General features: G+C 68.6%; 17 protein-coding genes. 3 read left to right on the forward strand and 14 right to left on the reverse strand.

The features are described 5' to 3' along the window. Nucleotides 1-256 precede the first annotated feature (256 nt). The 11 genes from CFB81_RS00090 to CFB81_RS00140 all read right to left on the reverse strand — a co-directional run bounded on the left by CFB81_RS00090 (nt 257) and on the right by CFB81_RS00140 (nt 11,559). Entirely contained in the window at nt 257-3,283 is a 3,027-nt protein-coding gene (locus tag CFB81_RS00090; RefSeq protein ID WP_089434315.1) for a type III restriction-modification system endonuclease, read from the reverse strand. Next, on the reverse strand, nt 3,283-5,301 hold the full coding sequence (locus CFB81_RS00095; RefSeq protein WP_089434316.1) for a site-specific DNA-methyltransferase: 2,019 nt from the start codon (nt 5,299-5,301) through the stop codon (nt 3,283-3,285). Before CFB81_RS00095 ends, CFB81_RS00090 begins: the two co-directional genes overlap by 1 nt. Nucleotides 5,302-5,634: 333 nt before the next feature. Next, nucleotides 5,635-6,417, reverse strand: a complete 783-nt coding sequence (gene fliR, locus CFB81_RS00100) for a flagellar biosynthetic protein FliR (protein WP_089434317.1) — start codon at nt 6,415-6,417, stop codon at nt 5,635-5,637. A gap of 23 nt (nt 6,418-6,440) precedes the next feature. After that, nucleotides 6,441-6,713 (reverse strand): flagellar biosynthesis protein FliQ, encoded by a 273-nt coding sequence (gene fliQ / locus CFB81_RS00105; RefSeq protein ID WP_006401718.1) that lies wholly within the window; start codon nt 6,711-6,713, stop codon nt 6,441-6,443. A gap of 17 nt (nt 6,714-6,730) precedes the next feature. Then, entirely contained in the window at nt 6,731-7,492 is a 762-nt protein-coding gene (gene fliP / locus CFB81_RS00110; RefSeq protein WP_069618817.1) for a flagellar type III secretion system pore protein FliP, read from the reverse strand. 36 nt (nt 7,493-7,528) lie between these two features. After that, the gene (fliO, locus tag CFB81_RS00115; RefSeq protein WP_069618816.1) at nt 7,529-8,095 is read right to left on the reverse strand and encodes a flagellar biosynthetic protein FliO; all 567 of its coding nucleotides are present in this window, start codon (nt 8,093-8,095) and stop codon (nt 7,529-7,531) included. Beyond that, nucleotides 8,092-8,580 carry a flagellar motor switch protein FliN gene (gene fliN / locus CFB81_RS00120; protein ID WP_069618815.1) on the reverse strand — a complete coding sequence of 163 codons (489 nt, stop codon included), beginning with the start codon at nt 8,578-8,580 and terminating at the stop codon, nt 8,092-8,094. The genes fliO and fliN overlap by 4 nt, the downstream gene beginning before the upstream one ends. Further along, nucleotides 8,573-9,571 (reverse strand): flagellar motor switch protein FliM, encoded by a 999-nt coding sequence (gene fliM, locus CFB81_RS00125; protein ID WP_069618814.1) that lies wholly within the window; start codon nt 9,569-9,571, stop codon nt 8,573-8,575. Before fliM ends, fliN begins: the two co-directional genes overlap by 8 nt. A 22-nt stretch (nt 9,572-9,593) precedes the next feature. Next, nucleotides 9,594-10,094, reverse strand: a complete 501-nt coding sequence (gene fliL / locus CFB81_RS00130; protein WP_089434318.1) for a flagellar basal body-associated protein FliL — start codon at nt 10,092-10,094, stop codon at nt 9,594-9,596. Nucleotides 10,095-10,349: 255 nt separating this feature from the next. Next, nucleotides 10,350-11,072, reverse strand: coding sequence for an LrgB family protein (locus tag CFB81_RS00135; protein WP_089434319.1), 723 nt, complete (start codon nt 11,070-11,072; stop codon nt 10,350-10,352). Between the two features lie 13 nt (nt 11,073-11,085). Continuing rightward, nucleotides 11,086-11,559 carry a CidA/LrgA family protein gene (locus tag CFB81_RS00140; RefSeq protein WP_069618811.1) on the reverse strand — a complete coding sequence of 158 codons (474 nt, stop codon included), beginning with the start codon at nt 11,557-11,559 and terminating at the stop codon, nt 11,086-11,088. Between the two features lie 142 nt (nt 11,560-11,701). On the opposite strand from CFB81_RS00140, the gene CFB81_RS00145 reads away from it, so the two are divergent. Further along, a complete protein-coding gene (locus CFB81_RS00145) occupies nt 11,702-12,628 on the forward strand; it encodes a LysR family transcriptional regulator (RefSeq protein WP_089434320.1) in 927 nt (308 codons plus the stop codon). A gap of 72 nt (nt 12,629-12,700) precedes the next feature. On the opposite strand, the gene CFB81_RS00150 is transcribed toward CFB81_RS00145, so the two are convergent. Beyond that, nucleotides 12,701-14,263, reverse strand: coding sequence for a DHA2 family efflux MFS transporter permease subunit (locus CFB81_RS00150; protein WP_006491289.1), 1,563 nt, complete (start codon nt 14,261-14,263; stop codon nt 12,701-12,703). Nucleotides 14,264-14,441: 178 nt separating this feature from the next. After that, on the reverse strand, nt 14,442-14,930 hold the full coding sequence (locus tag CFB81_RS00155; protein WP_089434321.1) for a MarR family winged helix-turn-helix transcriptional regulator: 489 nt from the start codon (nt 14,928-14,930) through the stop codon (nt 14,442-14,444). A 175-nt stretch (nt 14,931-15,105) separates the two neighbouring features. On the opposite strand from CFB81_RS00155, the gene CFB81_RS00160 reads away from it, so the two are divergent. Both CFB81_RS00160 and CFB81_RS00165 read left to right on the forward strand, forming a co-directional pair. After that, nucleotides 15,106-15,402, forward strand: a complete 297-nt coding sequence (locus CFB81_RS00160; RefSeq protein WP_089434418.1) for a multidrug ABC transporter ATPase — start codon at nt 15,106-15,108, stop codon at nt 15,400-15,402. A 290-nt stretch (nt 15,403-15,692) separates the two neighbouring features. Next, entirely contained in the window at nt 15,693-17,264 is a 1,572-nt protein-coding gene (locus CFB81_RS00165; RefSeq protein ID WP_069618807.1) for an efflux transporter outer membrane subunit, read from the forward strand. 25 nt (nt 17,265-17,289) lie between these two features. Here CFB81_RS00165 and CFB81_RS00170 read toward each other — a convergent pair whose 3' ends face one another. After that, the gene (locus CFB81_RS00170; RefSeq protein ID WP_089434419.1) at nt 17,290-18,078 is read right to left on the reverse strand and encodes a type II secretion system protein N; all 789 of its coding nucleotides are present in this window, start codon (nt 18,076-18,078) and stop codon (nt 17,290-17,292) included. Nucleotides 18,079-18,114 lie beyond the last annotated feature (36 nt).

Raw genomic sequence — 18,114 nt, forward strand, 5'->3', positions numbered from 1 at the left:
GGGAATGCAGAAGAAGGGCGCTTCGGCGCCCTTCTTTCATGGAGAAAACGCAACGTGACGGGGCGGGTAAAAACATCGTGCCGACCCGATTTGCAACCAGCCGTAACCGCGGCGCCCGCCCGCGAGAATACGGATCGCTTTCACGCGGATGACAAGATGAGAACCGGCGGAGCAACAGGCGCCGCCGGCACTCGGCACGATCGATAAAGGCCGAGCCACGCCGATAAAAATGGGCGGCTCGTCGCCGCCCTTCGTCTTACCGCCCGGCGCCCGCCAGCGGCGCCGCAGGTTCGAACAACGCATCGGGCTGCGTGACCCGCACGAAGCGCGCCGCGCCGTCGCCGTCGACCAGCGCACGGAAATGCGCTTCGCCGCACGCGAGCTTCGCGCGCTCGTGCTCGCTCGGCACGTGGCCGTCGGCATTCGGCGTATCGACGACGAAGTACAGCCGCTCGCCGCCGTCCTGTTCCGCGAGCACGGCCCAGTCCGGGTGATAGCTGCCGAGCGGCGTCTGCACGCGGAACCACGCCGGCAGCTTCGCGTACAGCTTCACGTCGTCGTGCGCTTCGAGTGCATCGGCGAATGCGCGCTCCGCGTCCGTCTCGCACACGACTGCCTCGTGGATCGACTTGTGCGCATCGAGCCGCAGGTTGCGCAGGTAGCCGGTCAGCGCTTCGCTCTCGAACGATTCGAGCGCATGCACGTGGCGCTCGCCGAGCTTGCGGTACGCGATGCCGGCAACCAGCGCGAGCCGCTTGCAGCGGTTGATCGCGTCGGCCGCGACCGCGATGAACTGCTGCGGATTCACGCGGAAATCGTCAAGCCGGCCGCTGTCGGCGAGGATCGTCGCAAGCGAACGGCGCGTGAGCTGCGTACGGTCCTGCAGCTCGGTGAGCAGGTCGGGCAGCGGCAATTCGCCTTCGTCGAGCAGCACCGTGCCGGCGCCGGCCACCTCGATCGCCTCGATGCCGGCCTTGCCGATGTCGATCTCGGCCTTGCGCCACTGCAGCCGTGCACGCGCGATGTCCGGCGCGTCGCGCAGCGCGGCCGTGCAGTCGCGCACCAGCTTCGCGTTGTCGAACTCGACGCGGTACACGGTGCGGTGGCGGATGCGATCCCACAGCGCGCGAAACTCCTCGCCGAACACGACGGCCTTGCCCGACGCATCGCGCCGCAATGCGATCGCGCGGCGCTCGTCGGCGTTGCGCACCGCGAAGCGGCCCGACAGCTTGCGTAATGTCGCGACGATCGGCGCGCGCAGCCGCTCGAACGCATCCGGCAGCACGAGCGCGCTCTGGCGCAGCGCATCCTTCAGCCGGTCGAGCACCTTGCCCTGCGCGTCGACGTAGCCCTGCTCACGCAGATGGTTCCACAGCACGCGCGACAGCTCGATGCCGAGCGCATGCGCGGGGCCGTCGTCTTCCTGCACCGGCAGCGCCGCGAACTGGTGTTCCTCGACGATCCCGAAACGGATGCCCGTATCGGCCTCGATTTCCTTCTGCAGGTTTTCCGCGAACGACTCGTAGCGCTCGGTCGCGATCACGGTCAGCGTGTTCACGCCCGGGTCGCGCACGCGTTCGCCGTCCTGGTCGACCGCGAGGCGCAGCCCGCGGCCGAGCGTCTGGCGGCGCTCGCGCTCGGTCTGGATGTCGCGCAGCGTGCAGATCTGGAACACGTTCGGGTTGTCCCAGCCTTCCTTCAGCGCCGAGTGCGAGAAGATGAACTTCAGCGGCGTGTCGAACGACAGCAGCGCTTCCTTCTCGCGCATGATCAGGCCGTACGCGCGCTCCGCGTTCTCGCGGGCCGCCGCGCTGCTTTCGCTCGTGTCGGTCCAGCCGCCCTTGCGGTCGATCGAGAAGTAGCCGTTGTGTGCGCGCTCGACTTCCTTGGCGACGTCGACGCCGTCGAACAGCGCACGGTAGGCCGGCACGCGCGCCGCGCGCGCATATTCCTCTTCGAAGATCAGCGCGTAGTCGCCCTTTACCGGCACGCCGTTCTCGTCGTAGCGGCGATAGCGTTCGACCGAATCGACGAAGAACAGCGACAGCACCTTCACGCCGCGCTCGGCGAGGCGCAATTCCTTGTCGAGATGCTCGCGGATCGTGCGGCGGATCATCTCGCGCTGCACGGCGAGCGTGTCGATGTCGCCGAACGCCTCGCCGAGCGACAGAAACGCCTCGCCTTCCGGATGGCGCAGCTCGACGTATTCGGCGCCCTTGACCGCGTGCACTTCGCCGATCCGCAGCCCCGCGTACAGCGCGCGTTTCGTCAGCCGCTCGAGATCGTCGCCGTCGGTGGCCGACACGATCTGGCGCTTCACGCCGGCCGCCGTCGCGACGTCGAGCTCGACGCGCGCGCTGATCGCGCCGCGCCGGTTCGACACGCCGACGAGCCGCACGTACGGCTTGTTGTGCGCATCCTCGACGATCGCCGACGCGATCTCGATCTGCTTGACGAGCTTGCGCTCGTACGCGTCGACCGCATCGAGCCGGTACACCATGTGGTGCCGGTCGACGTGCGTGGCCGAATAGCGCAGCGTGCAGAGCGGCGCCATCGCGGCGAGCGCTTCGCGCCCGCGCCCTTCGAGCCCGCCGTCGACGCTCTGCGGTTCGTCGACGATCACGATCGGCCGCGTCGCGCGGATCAGGTCGATCGGCTTCTCGCCGCCGGTCTTCTCGCTGTCCTTGTAGAGATTGTTGATCTCTTTCTTGTTGATCGCGGCAACCGTCATCACCATGATCTGGATCGCCGCGCTCGCCGCGAAGTGGCGCACCTGGCCGAGCTTCGCGGAGTCGTACAGGAAGTAGTCGTACGGCACGCCCGCGTACAGCGCGCGGAAATGATCCTCGGTGATCGAGAGCGTCTTGTGCACGCCTTCCTTGATCGCGATCGACGGCACGACGATCACGAATTTCGTGAAGCCGTAGCGGCGGTTCAGCTCGAAGATCGTGCGCAGGTACACGTAGGTCTTGCCGGTGCCCGTCTCCATCTCGACGGTAAAGTCGCGCGAGCCGGGCAGGCCGGACGGCGGCAGCCCGCCGCGCAACTGCACGTCGGCGAGATTGCGCGCGAGCGCGTCGTCGGTCAGCGACAGCCGGTTGCCGACGCCTTGCTCCGATACCGCGAAGCCGAGCGAACCTTGCGCGGCGGCCGTCGTGCCGGGCGCGGCGTTCGCGAGTACGCTGAAGTCGCCGCGATACGATTCCTGCCCGCGAAACAGGTCGCAAACGGCGTCGATCGCCTCGCGCTGGTAGTCGAGATCCGCTTCGAAATGCAGCCGCATCACAGGCTCCGCACGCGCTTCACGCCGTGCTGTTCCAGCAGCGCGGCGAGATTGAGCTTCGCGACGTCGTCGACGAAGCCGCTGTCGCGGAACAGGCACGTGACGTCGCGCGATGCGCCAGTCGCATCCACCAGGTCGACGATGCCGTCGGCGAGCGGGCCCGCGTCGTCGCGCGAAATGCGCGCGTCGAAGCACGCGACGATCGCGCGGCCGATCAGGTGTACCGTCTTGCCGGCCACCTGGTGATGCTCGACCGGCGTGCACAGGTCGAGGCCGAGCTTGAGCGTCAGCTCGGCGAGCAGGTCGTCCTCGGTGCGGCCGGTCTTCACGTGTTCGACGGACGCGAACAGCGCATGGTCGAAATCGTCGCGGCGCGGGTCCCACTCGATCACGTTGGTCGTGTCGAGCCGGTATACGCGAAAACCGAGGTCGCCATAGCTTTCCGGATAGTCGCGCGCGACCTGCTGCGCGGCGCGGCGCAGGCGTTCCTTCGTGATTTCGGCGAGCGTCAGCGGCTTCTTCAGCTTCGCGCAGAAATCGGCGGCCGCCGTCTGCGTCTTGTCGCGGCGATCGAGCGCCTCGGGCAACTGCACGAGGATATAGCGGCGCGCGCCGCCGTCGGTCGCGTTCACCTGCATCACCGCGTGGCCGGTCGAGCCGGAGCCGGCGAAGCAGTCGAGCACGATGTCGTCGCCGCGCGTGCACCAGCCGATCACCGCCGCCGCGAAGTCGACCGGCTTCGGCAGGTCGAACGGGATGCCGAGCGTCTTCAACAGCGCGTCGTCGGAGCCGGCGAACGGCAGCACCGACGGCACGTTCTCGTACATGTTCTCGTCGAGGTAGTAGATCCGCTGCGGCTGCGTGGTTTCATCCGGGCCGAATTCGATCTGGCCGCGCTCGAGCAGCGCCTGCATCGTCGCGGGCGGGTTGCGCCAGCCGCGCGCCGGCATCGCGCACGGCTTGCCGGTGACCGGGTGGATCAGGGGCGTGAAATATTCGTCCGGCGCCTTCTTCTTGTTCGGCCAGGCCATCGACACGAGGCGGTACACGCGGCCTTCCGCCGACAGCCGGTCGTACATCACCTCGCCGCCGGACAGGTTGGTCTGCGCCTTCATCCATGCGCGGTACGCCTTTTGCGCGTCCTTCGGGTTGCCGCTGCGGTACACCGCGTCGTGCGCGGCGTCGAGCATGCGCTGCGCGTTGCGCTTCGGGCGCTTGAGCGGCGCGCGTTCGAGCAGCGTCTCGGCGTTGCGCGCGAACAGCACCAGCGATTCGTGCTGGTACGCGACGCCGCGCGCGTCGCCCTTCGGGTTGCGCTTGTCCCACACGGCCACGCCGAGCTCGTTTTCCTCGCCGAAGATCTCGCGCAGCATCAGGACCAGCGCATGCACTTCGTGCTCGTCGATGTGCACCGCGATCAGCCCCTCGTCGGACAGCAGCGCGTGCGCGAGCTTCAGGCGCGGGTACATCATGTTCAGCCAGTCGGTGTGGAACCGGCCGTTCGCCTCGGTGTTGGTGCTGCGCTTCACGCCGGCTTCGGTCTGGCCCGTCATCGCCAGGTAGTGGCGGATGCTGTCGCTGAAGTCGTCCGGATAGACGAAATCGCTGCCGGTGTTGTACGGCGGGTCGATGTAGACGAGCTTCACCTTGCCGGCGTAGCTCTTGTGCAGCAGCTTCATCACGTCGAGGTTGTCGCCCTCGATCATCAGATGGCGCGTGTCGTCCCACGCGACGCTGTCGTCGGGGCAGGGCCTCAGCGTGCCCGTCGACGGCGTGAGCGCGGCCTGGCGCGCGGCGCGCTTGCCGTGCCAGTGAAAGCCGTAGCGCTCGTCGGCGTCGCCGACCGTGCGTTCGCCGACCAGCGCCTTCAGCACGTCGACGTCGACCGACGCGCCGTGCGGGCCTTCGGTCACGAGTTCGGGGAACAGCGCCTTCAGGCGCGCGACGTTGTCGGCGGTGAAATCCGTCGACATCGCCTGCGGGCTGGCCGCATCGAGTTTCTGCATCGTCTTTTCCATCGGAGCCCGGCCGCGCGCGCCAGGACGTCGGGCGCGCTCACGGCACCGGCGGCAATGGCCGCCCGGGCAAACCCGAAACGCTAGCGAGTCGGTCGGCGCAGGTCAAGCGCCGATGTGGGACGAACGTGCTGGTATCGGCCGCGATCGCCCGCCGGACGGGCTGGAAGCGGATTCGGGCCGGTTGTCGCATGGGGCGGGCGCGCCGCGGCTGCGGAAAGGACGAAAAAAAGGGCACGGTCGGAATCAAATGCCGGGGTGCCCGCAGGGCGAATCGCGGAAGGAAAGTGCGGCCCGCATGAGGCAGAAGAAGATCTATGGGCGTCGGCAGGGCGCCTACCGCCACCCGATCAACACCCGCCCCATCGCATCGAGCCCCATGTCGAACAGATGCGACACGAACGGCACGAGGTTCGGGATCATCAGTTGCACGAGCAACAGCCCGACGATCAGCGTGACGGGAAAGCCGATCTGGTACATGCCGATCTGCGGCGCCGCGCGGTTCAGGATGCCAAGCGCGAGGTTCGCGATCAGCAGCGCCACGACCACCGGCAGCGACAGCAGCAGCCCCATCTCGAACACGGTCGCGCCGAACGCGGCAAGCGTGCGCCAGCCCGGCGCGTGCAGCAGCTCGCCCGACACCGGCAGCGACTGGAACGACGCGGCGAGCGCGGCGAATACCTGCAGGTGGCCGTCCACGGCGAGGAACGCGAGCATCGCGACCGCGTTCAGGAACCGGCCCATCGCGGGCGTCGCGCCGTTCGAATGCGGATCGAAGAAGGTCGCGAAGCCGAGCCCCATCGACAGCCCGATGAAGTCGCCGGCCGCTTCGACGGCCGCGAACACGAGCTGCATCGTGAAACCCATCGCGACGCCGATCAGGAACTGCGTGACGAGGATCCAGATGCCTTGCGCGGAGAACACGGTGACGTCCGGCATTGCGCCGAGCGTCGGCGCGACGACCAGCGCCATGAACGCGGCCACGCCGATCTTCACGCGCACCGGCACGGCCGCGTGGCCGACCATGGGCGCCGTCGCGACGAGCGCGAGCATCCGCACGAACGGCCACAGGAACGCCGTGAGCCAGCCGTTGAGCTGCGCGTAGGTGACCGAGAACATCGCCGCGGGGCGGTGCGCGCCGCTCAGCCGGCGCCGAGCGTCGCGACGTGCAGCAGCGTCTGCCGCAGGTAGTCGAGCATCGTCGTCAGCATCCACGGGCCGGCGATCACGAGCGTCGCGGCGACCGCGAGCAGCTTCGGGATGAACGACAGCGTCGCTTCGTTGATCTGCGTCGCGGCCTGGAACAGGCTCACGACGAGGCCGACCGCGAGCGCGACCAGCAGCAGCGGGGCCGCGAGCAGCAGGCCCACCATCATCGCCTGGTGCGCCAGCGTCATCACTTGTTCGGGCGTCATCGCGCGTGTTCCTCCGCTTAACTGAAGCTCTGCGCGAGCGAGCCGATCAGCAGTTGCCAGCCGTCGACGAGCACGAACAGCATCAGCTTGAACGGCAGCGACACGGTGGACGGCGACACCATCATCATCCCCATCGACATCAGCACGCTCGCGACGACCATGTCGATGATCAGGAACGGGATGAACACCGTGAAACCGATCTGGAAGCCGGTCTTCAGCTCGCTCGTGACGAACGCGGGCACCAGCAGCGACAGCGGCACGTCCTCGGGGCCCTGCATCGGCGCGGCCTTCGAGATCTTCGCGAACAGCGCGAGATCGGTCTCGCGGGTCTGCTTCAGCATGAAGGTCTTGAACGGCGCGACGCCGCGCTGCACGGCCTGCTCCATCGGCATCGAGCCGTCGGAGAAGGGCTTGTAGCCGTCGTTGTACGCACGGTCGAGCACCGGCGACATCACGAAGAAGGTGAGGAACATCGCGAGCCCGACGAGCACCTGGTTCGGCGGCGTCGTCGCGGTGCCGAGCGCCTGGCGCAGCAGCGACAGCACGATGATGATGCGCGTGAAGCTCGTCATCATCAGCAGCATCGCCGGCAGGAACGACAGCATCGTGAGCAGCAGCATCGTCTGCACGCTCAGCGAATAGGTGGTGCCGCCGTGCGGGCCCGGGCTCGCGTTGAACGCGGGCAGGCCGTTCGCCTGCGCGCAGGCAAGCGCGGGCGCGAGACAGAGGATCAGCACGGGCGCGACGCGTGCCGCGTGACGCAGGAATGCGTGTTTCATCGGAATGCGGAGACTGAAAGAGGGCGCGACGCCATGTCAGCGGTCCTTGCCGCGACCGAGGCGTTTCGCGGCTTCGCCCGCGAGCGCGTCGCGAAAACGCGAGCCGAACGTGCCGGGCAGGGCGCCGTCGGACGGATTGCCGCCGGCGGGTGCGTCGGTCGAGGTCGACTCCGCGGTCGCCACCGAACCGGCCGGCAGCGTATGCAGCAGGCGCACGTTGCCCGGCGCGACGCCGAGCACGAGCCAGGTGTCGCCGATCTCGACGATCGTCGCGCTTTCCTTCGCGCCGAGCCCGACGCTCGACACGACCTTCAGCGGGCCGCCGCGTCGCGCGGGCTGAAAGCCGAAGCGGCGCGCGAGCCATGCGCACGCGAACACGAGGCCGATCACGACCGCGAGCCCGACGAGCGTCTGCAGCACCGCGCCGATGCCGAGCGACGGCACGGCCGAGCCGACCGTCACGCTCGACGCGATCGAACCGGCGTGGTTCACCGCGTTCATGTCGGCGGCGCCGGCCGGCGTGCACGCGAGCGATGCGGCGACGGCAAGCGCCGCCGCTGCGATCGCGCGACACACGCGCCGACCGGGCTTCACGACGTTCATCGATTCAGCTTCCGGATGCGTTCGGCGGGCGTGATGATGTCGGTGAGGCGAATACCGAACTTGTCGTTGACGACCACGACTTCGCCCTGCGCGATCAGGCAGCCGTTCACGAGCACGTCCATCGGCTCGCCGGCCATGCCGTCGAGCTCGACGACCGACCCCTGCGCGAGCTGCAGCAGGTTGCGGATCGCGATCTTCGTGCGGCCGAGCTCCACGGTCATCTTGACCGGGATGTCGAGGATCATCTCGATGTCGTTGTGCGTCGAGCTCGCCGCGGCCTTCGACAGCGGCTGGAACACGCCGGCGCCCGTCGCACCCGCCGGCACCGGCTGCTGATTCTGCTCGGCGAGCGCGGCCGCCCAGTCGTCGAGGCCCTGCTCTTCGTCGGCCGCGGCCGGCGCCTTCGCGTCGGCGGCCGACGCCGCGAGGGCCGCATCGGCCATCGCCTGCATGTCGTCGTCGGGCGTCTGGTTCAGCTCACTCATATCCACCTTCCTTCATCGAATCGCTCGCGCCGATCATCTTCTGCACGCGCAACGCATATTGACCATTGAAAATTCCGTAGCCGCATTCCATCACCGGCACGCCGTCGACCTTCGCGGTGATCGTGTCCTCGATCTCGAGCGGCAGCACGTCGCCCGCGCGCAGGTTCAGGATCTTCTCGAACGTCGACGAGATCTCGGCGAGATTCGCGGTCAGCTCGACCTCGGCGGCCTGCACCTGCTGCGACAGCACGCGCACCCAGCGGCGGTCGACCTCGAGCGCCTCGCCCTGGATCGGCGAGCTGAGCACGTCGCGGATCGGCTCGACCATCGAGTACGGCATGCAGATGTGCAGCGTGCCGCCCGTCGGCCCGAACTCGATCGAGAACTGCGTGACGATCACGATCTCGTTCGGCGTCGCGACGTTCGCGAACTGCGTGTGCATCTCCGAGCGCACGAATTCGAACTGCAGCGGCCGCACGCTCTTCCACGCGGTCGTGTAGTGCTCGAACACGAGGTTCAGCAGCTTGCCGATGATCCGCTGCTCGGTGGCCGTGAAATCGCGGCCCTCGACGCGCGTGTGGAAGCGCCCGTCGCCGCCGAACAGGTTGTCGACGACGAAGAACACGAGGTTCGGGTCGAACACGAACAGCGACGTGCCGCGCAGCGGCTTCACGTGCACCAGGTTCAGGTTCGTCGGGATCGGCAGGTTGCGGGTGAATTCGCTGTACTTCTGCACCTTCACCTGGCTGACGGAGATTTCCGCCGTGCGCCGCATGAAGTTGAAGATGCCGATCCGCAGCAGGCGCGCGAAGCGGTCGTTGATGATCTCGAGGCCGGGCATCCGGCCGCGGACGATCCGCTCCTGCGTCGCGATGTTGTAGGGGCGGACGCCCGATGTGTCGCGCTGCTCGTCGACCGCATCGGTTTCGCCCGTGACGCCCTTGAGGAGGGCATCGACCTCCTCCTGGGACATGAACTCCTGGTGACCCATACGCGCTCCTTTCGCGGCCGCGTTACTGGACGACGAATTCGGTGAACAGCACCTCGTCGACCTTCGCGCGCTGGTTGCCCGGCTGGGTCGGCTGCTCGATCAGCGCGCGCAGCTCCTTCGCGAGCGAACGTTTGCCGTCCGGCGTCGCGAGCTCCTCGGGATGCTTGTTCGACAGCGCGAGCAGGATCCGGCTGCGGATTTCCGGCATCCGCGCGGTCAGTTGCTCCTGCGCCTTCGGGTCGGTGAGCTTCAGCGACAGGCCGACGCGCAGGTAGTGCTGCGCGCCGTCGTCGGACTGCAGGTTCACGGTCAGCGGGTCGAGCGCGAAGAACACCGGCGCGGCAAGCGGCGCCGGCTCGGCGGGTGCGCTCGCATGGCCGGCGCCTGCCTTGCTCAGGAACACGTACATGCCGCCGGCGGCGGCGGCGGCCGCGCCCAGCGCGATGACGGCGATGAGCGCGATGCGCTTGAACTTGCCGGAGGAAGCCGGCTTGTCGGCGGTCGGGGTTGCAGTCGTGGCCATGTGAATGCGTGCGTGATGTCTCGTAGCATGCATTGTTCGGCATCCGGGCCGAGGCCGATGGGCGGAAAAGAGGGGGGAATTGCGGCTATCTCAGCCGATTGTCGGCCGGGTGTCGGCCAGATGTCGGCACGATGCGGGGCAGGAACGGCGGCGGAAACGATCGGGCGGGGGGGACGGCGTGCGGCCGGCGGGACCCGGGCCGTCACACAAGGAAGGAGCGCGGCAGGCGGGCAGCGGCGCCTGCCCGCGCGGGCGTCAGATCGGCAGCAGCGACAGCAGCGGCGCGATCAGCACCATCGCGACGCCCGCGATCATCATCGTCAGGCTCGACACGACGCCTTCCTCGCTGCCGATCTCACGCGCCTTCGCGGTGCCCACGCCGTGCGCGGCCGCGCCGAACAGCGCACCGCGCGCGAGCCGCGTGCGCATCGGCACGAGCGCGAGCACCAGTTCGCCGAGCAGCATCCCGCAGATACCGGTCGCGATCACGAAGAGGGCCGTGAGGTCCTTCGGCGCGTGGATCTTGTCCGACACGGCGAGCGCGAACGGCGTCGACACCGAGCGCGTCATCAGCGAGCGCTGCAGCTCGGGCGACAGGTGCAGCAGCTTCGCGAGCAGCAGCGATCCGCACACGCCCGCGGCGATCCCGACCGCGACGCCGACCGACAGCGACAGCCAGTGGCGGCGAATCAGGTCGCGATAGTCGTAGATCGGCACCGCGAACGCGATCGTCGCCGGGCCCAGCAGCCACATCAGCCAGCGCGTGTCGCGGAAATAGACCGAATACGGGATGCCGGTCAGCAGCACGAGCAGCACCAGCACGCCCGGCACGAACACGAGCGGCGAGAACAGCAGCGTCTTCTTGTATGCATAGAGCCGCTTCGACGCGAAATACAGCACGATCGTCAGCACGAAGCAGCCGACGGAGATCGCGGTATTCACGCGGTCGGCGGGCAGGTTCGCTAGTGCGGCGAGCATGAGCGGCTCCGGCTCAGTGCGCGACGGCGCTCAGGCGCGCGCGGCGGCGTTCGGCGAATACGCGCTGCGCGGCGAGCCGGCGTTCGAGCTTCGCGGCGAGATCGACCGCGACGGCCACCGCGACCATCACGAACGCGGTGCCGGCGAGCATCACCAGCGCGATGCGCCAGCCGTCCTCGCGGAACAGCCCGCCGTACTGCACGGCCGCGACGGCGGCCGGCACGAAGAACAGCAGCATGTCGGACAGCAGCCAGTTCGCGCCGTCCTTCACCCATGCCGGTGCGACGCGGCCCGAGAACAGCAGCACGAGCAGCACCGCGAGGCCGATCACGCCGGACGGAATCGGCAGCCCGACCTTGCGCACGGCCCAGTCGACCGCCATCCACAGCACGCCGAGCGCGGCGGCCTGCAGCACGATCCGGCCCGTGTGCGCGAGGCTGCCCGAAGCGGCAGGGCGGGCGGCGGCAGTGGCGGACGGCTTGTTCATGGCGGGACTCCCTACAGATGTTTCTGTCGATGGCGTCAGTATAGGGTTTCCCCTAACCATAAATAAAATGACTTGTCTCTATCCTTGTCATTCCAATTCGGAATTCGCTTGAATTCAGCTGCACCAATCTGGGGAGTGATCGATGGAATTGCGCGCGCTGCGGTACTTCGTCGAGGTGGTTCGCCAGCAGAGCTTCACCGCGGCGGCCGACAAGCTGTTCGTCACGCAGCCGACCATCAGCAAGATGGTGAAGGCGCTGGAAGACGAGATCGGTTCGCCGCTGCTGCTGCGCGACGGCCGGCAGATGGTGCTGACCGACGCCGGGCGGATCGTGTTCCAGCGCGGCCAGGACGTGCTCGCCGCGCAGGCGCAGCTGCAATCGGAGCTGAACGATCTCGGCACGCTCGGACGCGGCGAGTTGACGATCGGCATCCCGCCGCTCGGCGGTTCGCTGTTCACGCCGATCATCGCCGCGTACAAGCAGCGCTACCCGAACATCGAGCTGAAGCTGTTCGAGCAGGGCGCGCGGATGATCGAGGCCGCGCTGACGTCGGGCGAGCTGGAACTCGGCGGGCTGCTGGAGCCGGTGGATCCCGGCACGTTCGAGCGGCTGCCGATGGTGCGCGCGCCGCTGTGGCTCGTCGCACCGCGCGAGTCGCGCTGGGAGGACCACGCGGCCGTGCCGCTCGCCGATCTCGCGCGCGAATCGTTCGTGTTCTATGCGGAAAGCCTCGCGCTGCACGACGCGGTGCTGGATGCGTGCCGGCAGGCCGGCTTCACGCCGTCGATCGTAAGCCGCAGCGGCCACTGGGATTTCATGGCCGCGCTCGTGCATGCGGGCGTCGGCATCGCGCTGCTGCCGGAGCCGTATTGCCGGCGGCTCGACGCGGGCCAGTTCACGTGCCGGCCCATCGTCGAGCCCGAAATCACGTGGGCGATCGCGCTCGGCTGGCTGAAGAAGGGCTACCTGTCGCACGCGGCGCGCGCGTGGCTCGACGTCGCGCGGGCGACGCTGCCGCTCGCGCCGGGCGACGATCTGGCGTTCGGGGGATTGCGGGCGCGGGAGTGAAGGCCGGGCCGCCGGGCGATGAAGCGAACGGTGAAACGAAAAGGGCGGCCGTGATGGCCGCCCGTCGGATCATCAATGCCCCATCGCCGGCCCAGCTCCCTTCTTCGGCTTCGTGATCCACACGAGCGCCGCGAGCGCGATGAACACGCCCGCCGACAGGTGGAAGAAGTCGTTCGTCGCCATCATGAAACCCTGCTGCGTGACGAGCTGGTTGAGCTGCGCATTGGCCGTCTGCCCGACGATGCCGAGCTGCGCGAGCGCGCCCTGGTAGTCGGTCGTGTTCTGCGCGTAGACGCTCACCGATTCCGACAGCCGCGCATGATGGTAGATCGCGTCGTTCTCCCAGAACGTCGAGCTGGCCGCGGTGCCGATCGCGCCGGACAGCGTGCGCAGGAAGTTCGACAGCCCCGACGCGCTCGCGAGCCGCTCGTCGGAGATGCTCGACAGCGTGATCGTCGTCATCGGCACGAAGAAGCACGCGACGCCGATGCCCTGCACGAGCCGCGGCAGGATCACGTGGTTGAACGGCACGTCGAGCGTAAACGTCGCGTTCCACAGCGACACGCCCGCGAACACGATGAACGCGAAGCTCGCGACCATCCGCAGGTCGAGCCGGTGCATGTTGCGGCCGATCAGCGGCGACAGCACGAGCGCGAGCAGCCCGACCGGCGCGGTCGCGAGGCCGGCCTTGCCGGCCGTGTAGCCCATCACCGTCTGCAGCCACAGCGGGAAGATCACGACCGAGCCGAAGAACGCCATGAAGCCGAACGAGATGATCAGCGCGCCGAGCGCGAAGTTGCGGTCCTTGAAGAGCGACAGGTCGACCACCGGCTCCTTCTCGGTCGCCTCCCACACGAGCATGAACGCGAGCGACACGACCGCGATCAGCGCGAGCGCGACGATGAACGACGAGTTGAACCAGTCGCGGTCCTTGCCGAGGTCGAGCATCATCTGCAGGCACGACACGCCGATCACGAGCAGCGCGAGGCCGATCGCGTCGATCCGCTGCTTCGACGTCTTCGTTTCGCGGCCGCGCAGCAGGAAGTACGCGCAGGTCGCCGAGAACACGCCGATCGGCAAATTGATGTAGAAAATCCACGGCCACGTGTAGTTGTCGCTGATCCAGCCGCCCAACAACGGGCCGAAGATCGGCGCGACGATCACCGTCATCGCCCATAGCCCGAGCGCGAGCCCGCGTTTCGCCGGCGGGTAGCTGCGCATCAGGATCGTCTGCGACAGCGGCACCATCGGCCCCGACACGAGGCCTTGCAGCAGCCGGAACGCGATCAGCGTCTCGAAGTTGGTCGCGAGGCCGCACAGCGCCGACGCGATCGTGAACGCGAGCACCGACAGCGTGAACAACCGCACCTCGCCGACCCGCCGCGCGAGCCAGCCGGTCAGCGGCACCGCGATCGCGGACGCGACCGAGTACGACGAAATCACCCATGTGCCTTCGCTCGTCGCGACGCCGAGGCTGCCCGAGATGGTCGGCACCGCGACGTTCGCGATCGACGTGTCGAGCACTTCCATGAAGGTGCCGAGCGCGAGCCCGACGGTCAGCAGCGCGAGCGCGCCGCCGGTCAGCGGCGCCGGTTCGGCGGCGGGGGAGGGGGCGGATGCCGTGGTGGCGGACATCGGAATCTCCTAGACGCGGCGCGCGGGACGCGCCGGCACAACGCACGGGCGCGCGACGCAGCGCGGCCCGGCCGGGTGGAATGAAAAAGGGGAAAAGCGGAGCACGTGCCCTGTCATCTTCTGCCCAGACAGATAAATAAGCGATTGTTTAAATCCGGACATGGAGGCTCCGTACGCATCAGCAGCCGGGTTCGTCGGGCGTCGGGCAGCCGGTCGAACCGGGCCCGTTGGCGATGAAGCGCTGCAGCAGGCCAATGAGCGTCGCCAGTTCGTCGGCCGAGAAGCCTTCGAGCTGCGCGTTCAGCACGGTCGCGACCAGCGACGGCAGCGCGCGGGCGGCTTCGATGCCGCGCTCGGTCAGCGTCAGCTCGATCATCCGGCGGTCCTGCTCGCTGCGCGCGCGTGCGATCAGCCCCTTGCGTTCGAGTCGGTCGAGCATGCGCGTCATCGACCCGCTGTCGTACGACATCTTGCGCGACAGTTCGAACGGCGTGCGCGCGTAGCCGCGCGACAGCAGCAGGATCACGCCGATCTGCTGCGCGGTGAGGTCGAGCGGCTCGAGCGCGCGATCCATCCGCTCGACGAGCGCCTGCTTCGCCTTCGACAGGTAATAGCCGAGGCTCGTTTCCAGCGCGATGTTCTCGGGATCGTAGAGGCCGCCGGTCATGCGATTGCGCGCGCAGCAATAGTGCGTTTCGGGTTTGAACGCGCCCAGTATCTTGAAAAATGATTGCTTAGTCAATATTATTTAGGTCAACCAGTTACGACGTGCATGTTGCACTGCCGGAGACTATGTTCTGACCGATTGGCCCGCGCTGCCGGGCACCCCGAGGATGTTCGCGATGCTGTTCCTGAAAAATGCCGCCGGCGCGCTGCGCCGCAACCTGACCGATACCGCTCATCATGTGTTCTCCGGGCCGCACCGCGGCTGGAAGATCGCGCTGTACGTGACGATGCTGGTCGTGCCTGGCGGCTCGCTCGCGGCGCTCGGGTTCGCATGGTTCGATCATCGCCGGCAGCGCAACGCGAAGGGCGGCGCCCGCCGCACGACCCAGTCGGCCCCGTCCGCGACGGAGCCGTCGACATGGCGGGCCGCCGCCGAGTCCGTCCCGGTCCCGGTGCCCGTGCGCTGCCACTGACGCCGCACCGCTGCCGCTTTCCCGAACGTCCCGCCCGTCCCGCCTGAGCGCCGGCCGCGTCACGCGTGGCGGGCGTCGCGCGCCCGCTCGCACGTCCGTTTTCCCGCAAGCCGGCCGTAATGGCCGGTAAACCGGCCAGCTGCGCCGGTAACACATCCGGGCCGCCGCGCACCGTACCCTTACGGCTGCGCAGCTTTCCCGCCGTCAGTTACCATTTGTCCGCCAGCGGCATGACGACCGCATCGCGCGGCGCCGCTCGCCGGCCGTCACGCCCAGACAGGAAAACCACCATGCCGTACGCCCCCCTCCCGCGCGCCGTTCGCCCGCTGAGCGCCGCCGTCGCCATTGCGACGGCCGTGCTGCTCGCCGGCTGCGCCGTCGGGCCCGACTATCACCGGCCCGACACGTCGATTCCCGCCGCCTTCAAGGAAGCGCCGGCCGGCTGGAAAGTCGCGCAGCCCGCCGATCGCGCCGACCGCGGCGCGTGGTGGACGGTCTACAACGATCCGCAGCTCGATGCGCTGATCGGCAAGCTCAACGCGTCGAACCAGACCATCGCGCAATCGGCGGCCGCCTACCGGCAGGCGCGCGCGCTCGTCACCGAGGCGCGTGCCGCGTATTTCCCGACCGTCGGGCTGACCGCATCGGGCTCGCGCGCGCGGTCGCCGCGCACGTCGCTGTCGTCGGGCGCGTCGTCGAGCTTCGGCAGCGGGTCGACCGGGTCGATCAACAACAGCTACAGCGTCGGCCTCGACGCCAGCTGGGAACCCGACCTGTGGGGCAAGGTGAGCCGCACCGTCAGCGCGCAGCGCGCCGGCGAAGCGGCCGCGGCGGCCGATCTCGCGAACGCGCGGCTGTCGCAGCAGGCACTGCTCGCGCAGACCTATTTCCAGTTGCGCACGTCCGATGCGCTGCAAAAGCTGCTCGACGACACCGTGAAATCGTACGAACGCTCGCTGCAGCTCACGCAGAACCAGTACGCGCAGGGCGTCGCCGCGCGCGCGGACGTGATCCAGGCGCAGACGCAGCTGCAGAGCGCGCAGGCCGCGCAGATCGACAACGGCGTCGCCCGCGCGCAGTACGAGCATGCGATCGCGACGCTGATCGGCGAGCCTGCGTCGACCTTCTCGCTGCCGCCGAACCCGCTCGCGGCCGAGCCGCCGATCACGCCGGTCGACGTACCGTCCGCGATCCTCGAGCGCCGGCCCGACATCGCGGCGGCCGAGCGCCGGGCGGCGGCCGCGAACGAGCAGATCGGCGTCGCGATCGCCGCGTTTTTCCCCACGCTGACGCTGTCGGCCACCGGCGGCTTCCAGAGCTCGGTGTGGTCGCAGCTGTTCACGCTGCCGGCACGGTTCTGGACGGTCGGCCCGCAACTCGCGGCCACGCTGTTCGACGCGGGGCTGCGCGCCGCGCAGACCGACGCCGCGCGCGCGACCTACGACCAGGACGTCGCCGCCTATCGCCTCGCGGTGCTCACCGCGTTCCAGGACGTCGAGGACAACCTCGCGTCGCAGCGGATCCTCGCGCAGGAAATCGACGTGCAGCGGCAGGCCGTCGACAGCGCCGAGCACGCGCTCGCGATCGTCACGAACCAGTACAAGGCGGGCACGGTCGCGTACCTGAACGTGCTGACCGCGCAAACCACCGCGTTTACCGCGCAGCAGAAGCTCGCGACGATCGCCGGGCAGCGGATGGTGTCGTCGGTCGGGCTCGTGAAGGCGCTCGGCGGCGGCTGGAACGTGTCGGAGATGGCGCGCGAGAACGGCGACATGGCGGCGCCGGCGCCTGTGCCGGCGTCCGGTGCGGCCGCGCCCGCGGCCACCGCGCCGTCGGTCGCAGCGCCGCTCGCGCAGAAGTAGGAAGGAAAGCGGGCGACGCGCGTAATCAGCGCTGCGCGTCGCCGAAGATCAGCGAAACCTGGTTGTTGCCGATCGGGTGGCCGAGCAGGTTCAGCAGCCCGGCGAGGTTCGCCTGCTGCTCCGGCGCCGCATGCGCGGTCCCGCGGAACGACCCCTGGCCGGGGCCGAAGCTGCCGTGCCCGTCGAGGAACAGCGGGCCCTGCGTCGTCGACAGGTCGAGATCGGCGCCCGCGCCCTTCGCCTGCAATACCGCGCGGTACGAACCGAGCGGCTTCACGCGCGACACGCGCGAACTCATCGAATCGATCGTCACCGTCAGCTGGCCGAACGCGTTGTTGCCGATGAGCCGCCAGTCGCTCCAGCGGAGCCGCACGTCGCCCTGCAGGTCGAGCGTGTTGAACGGCGTACCGAGCCCCGTGAGCAGCGACGCGGGTACGGCCATCGTCCCCGCCGACAGCACCGCGCCGCGCCACGTCGCGTCGAGCGTGACCGCATCGGGCATCGCTTCCGTCTGCCGCATGTGCATCTGCACGCGCCCGGTCAGCAGCGGCCAGAAGCGCGTGGTCCATTCGACCCGGCCCGGCAGCAGCGTCGCCGCGCTCTGGTCGGCGCCAGGCGCGAGCATCAGCGTGCCCGAGCCGTGCCACAGCGACCCGTCCGGATCGACGAGATTCACGTGGCCGCCGGTCGCGCGCGCGAACTGCGGCGCGATCCACGCGGCCGGCGCGAGCGCGACGAGCGTCACCGCCGTCGCCACGCCGCCCGCCAGCACCCACGGCAACACGGTGACGAGCCGTCTCACCCATGGCCGCATCGGCCGGCCTTCGTTTGCGTCATCCACTGCGGTCAT

This window comes from Burkholderia sp. AU28863, from assembly GCF_002223195.1.
Lineage (GTDB): Bacteria > Pseudomonadota > Gammaproteobacteria > Burkholderiales > Burkholderiaceae > Burkholderia > Burkholderia sola.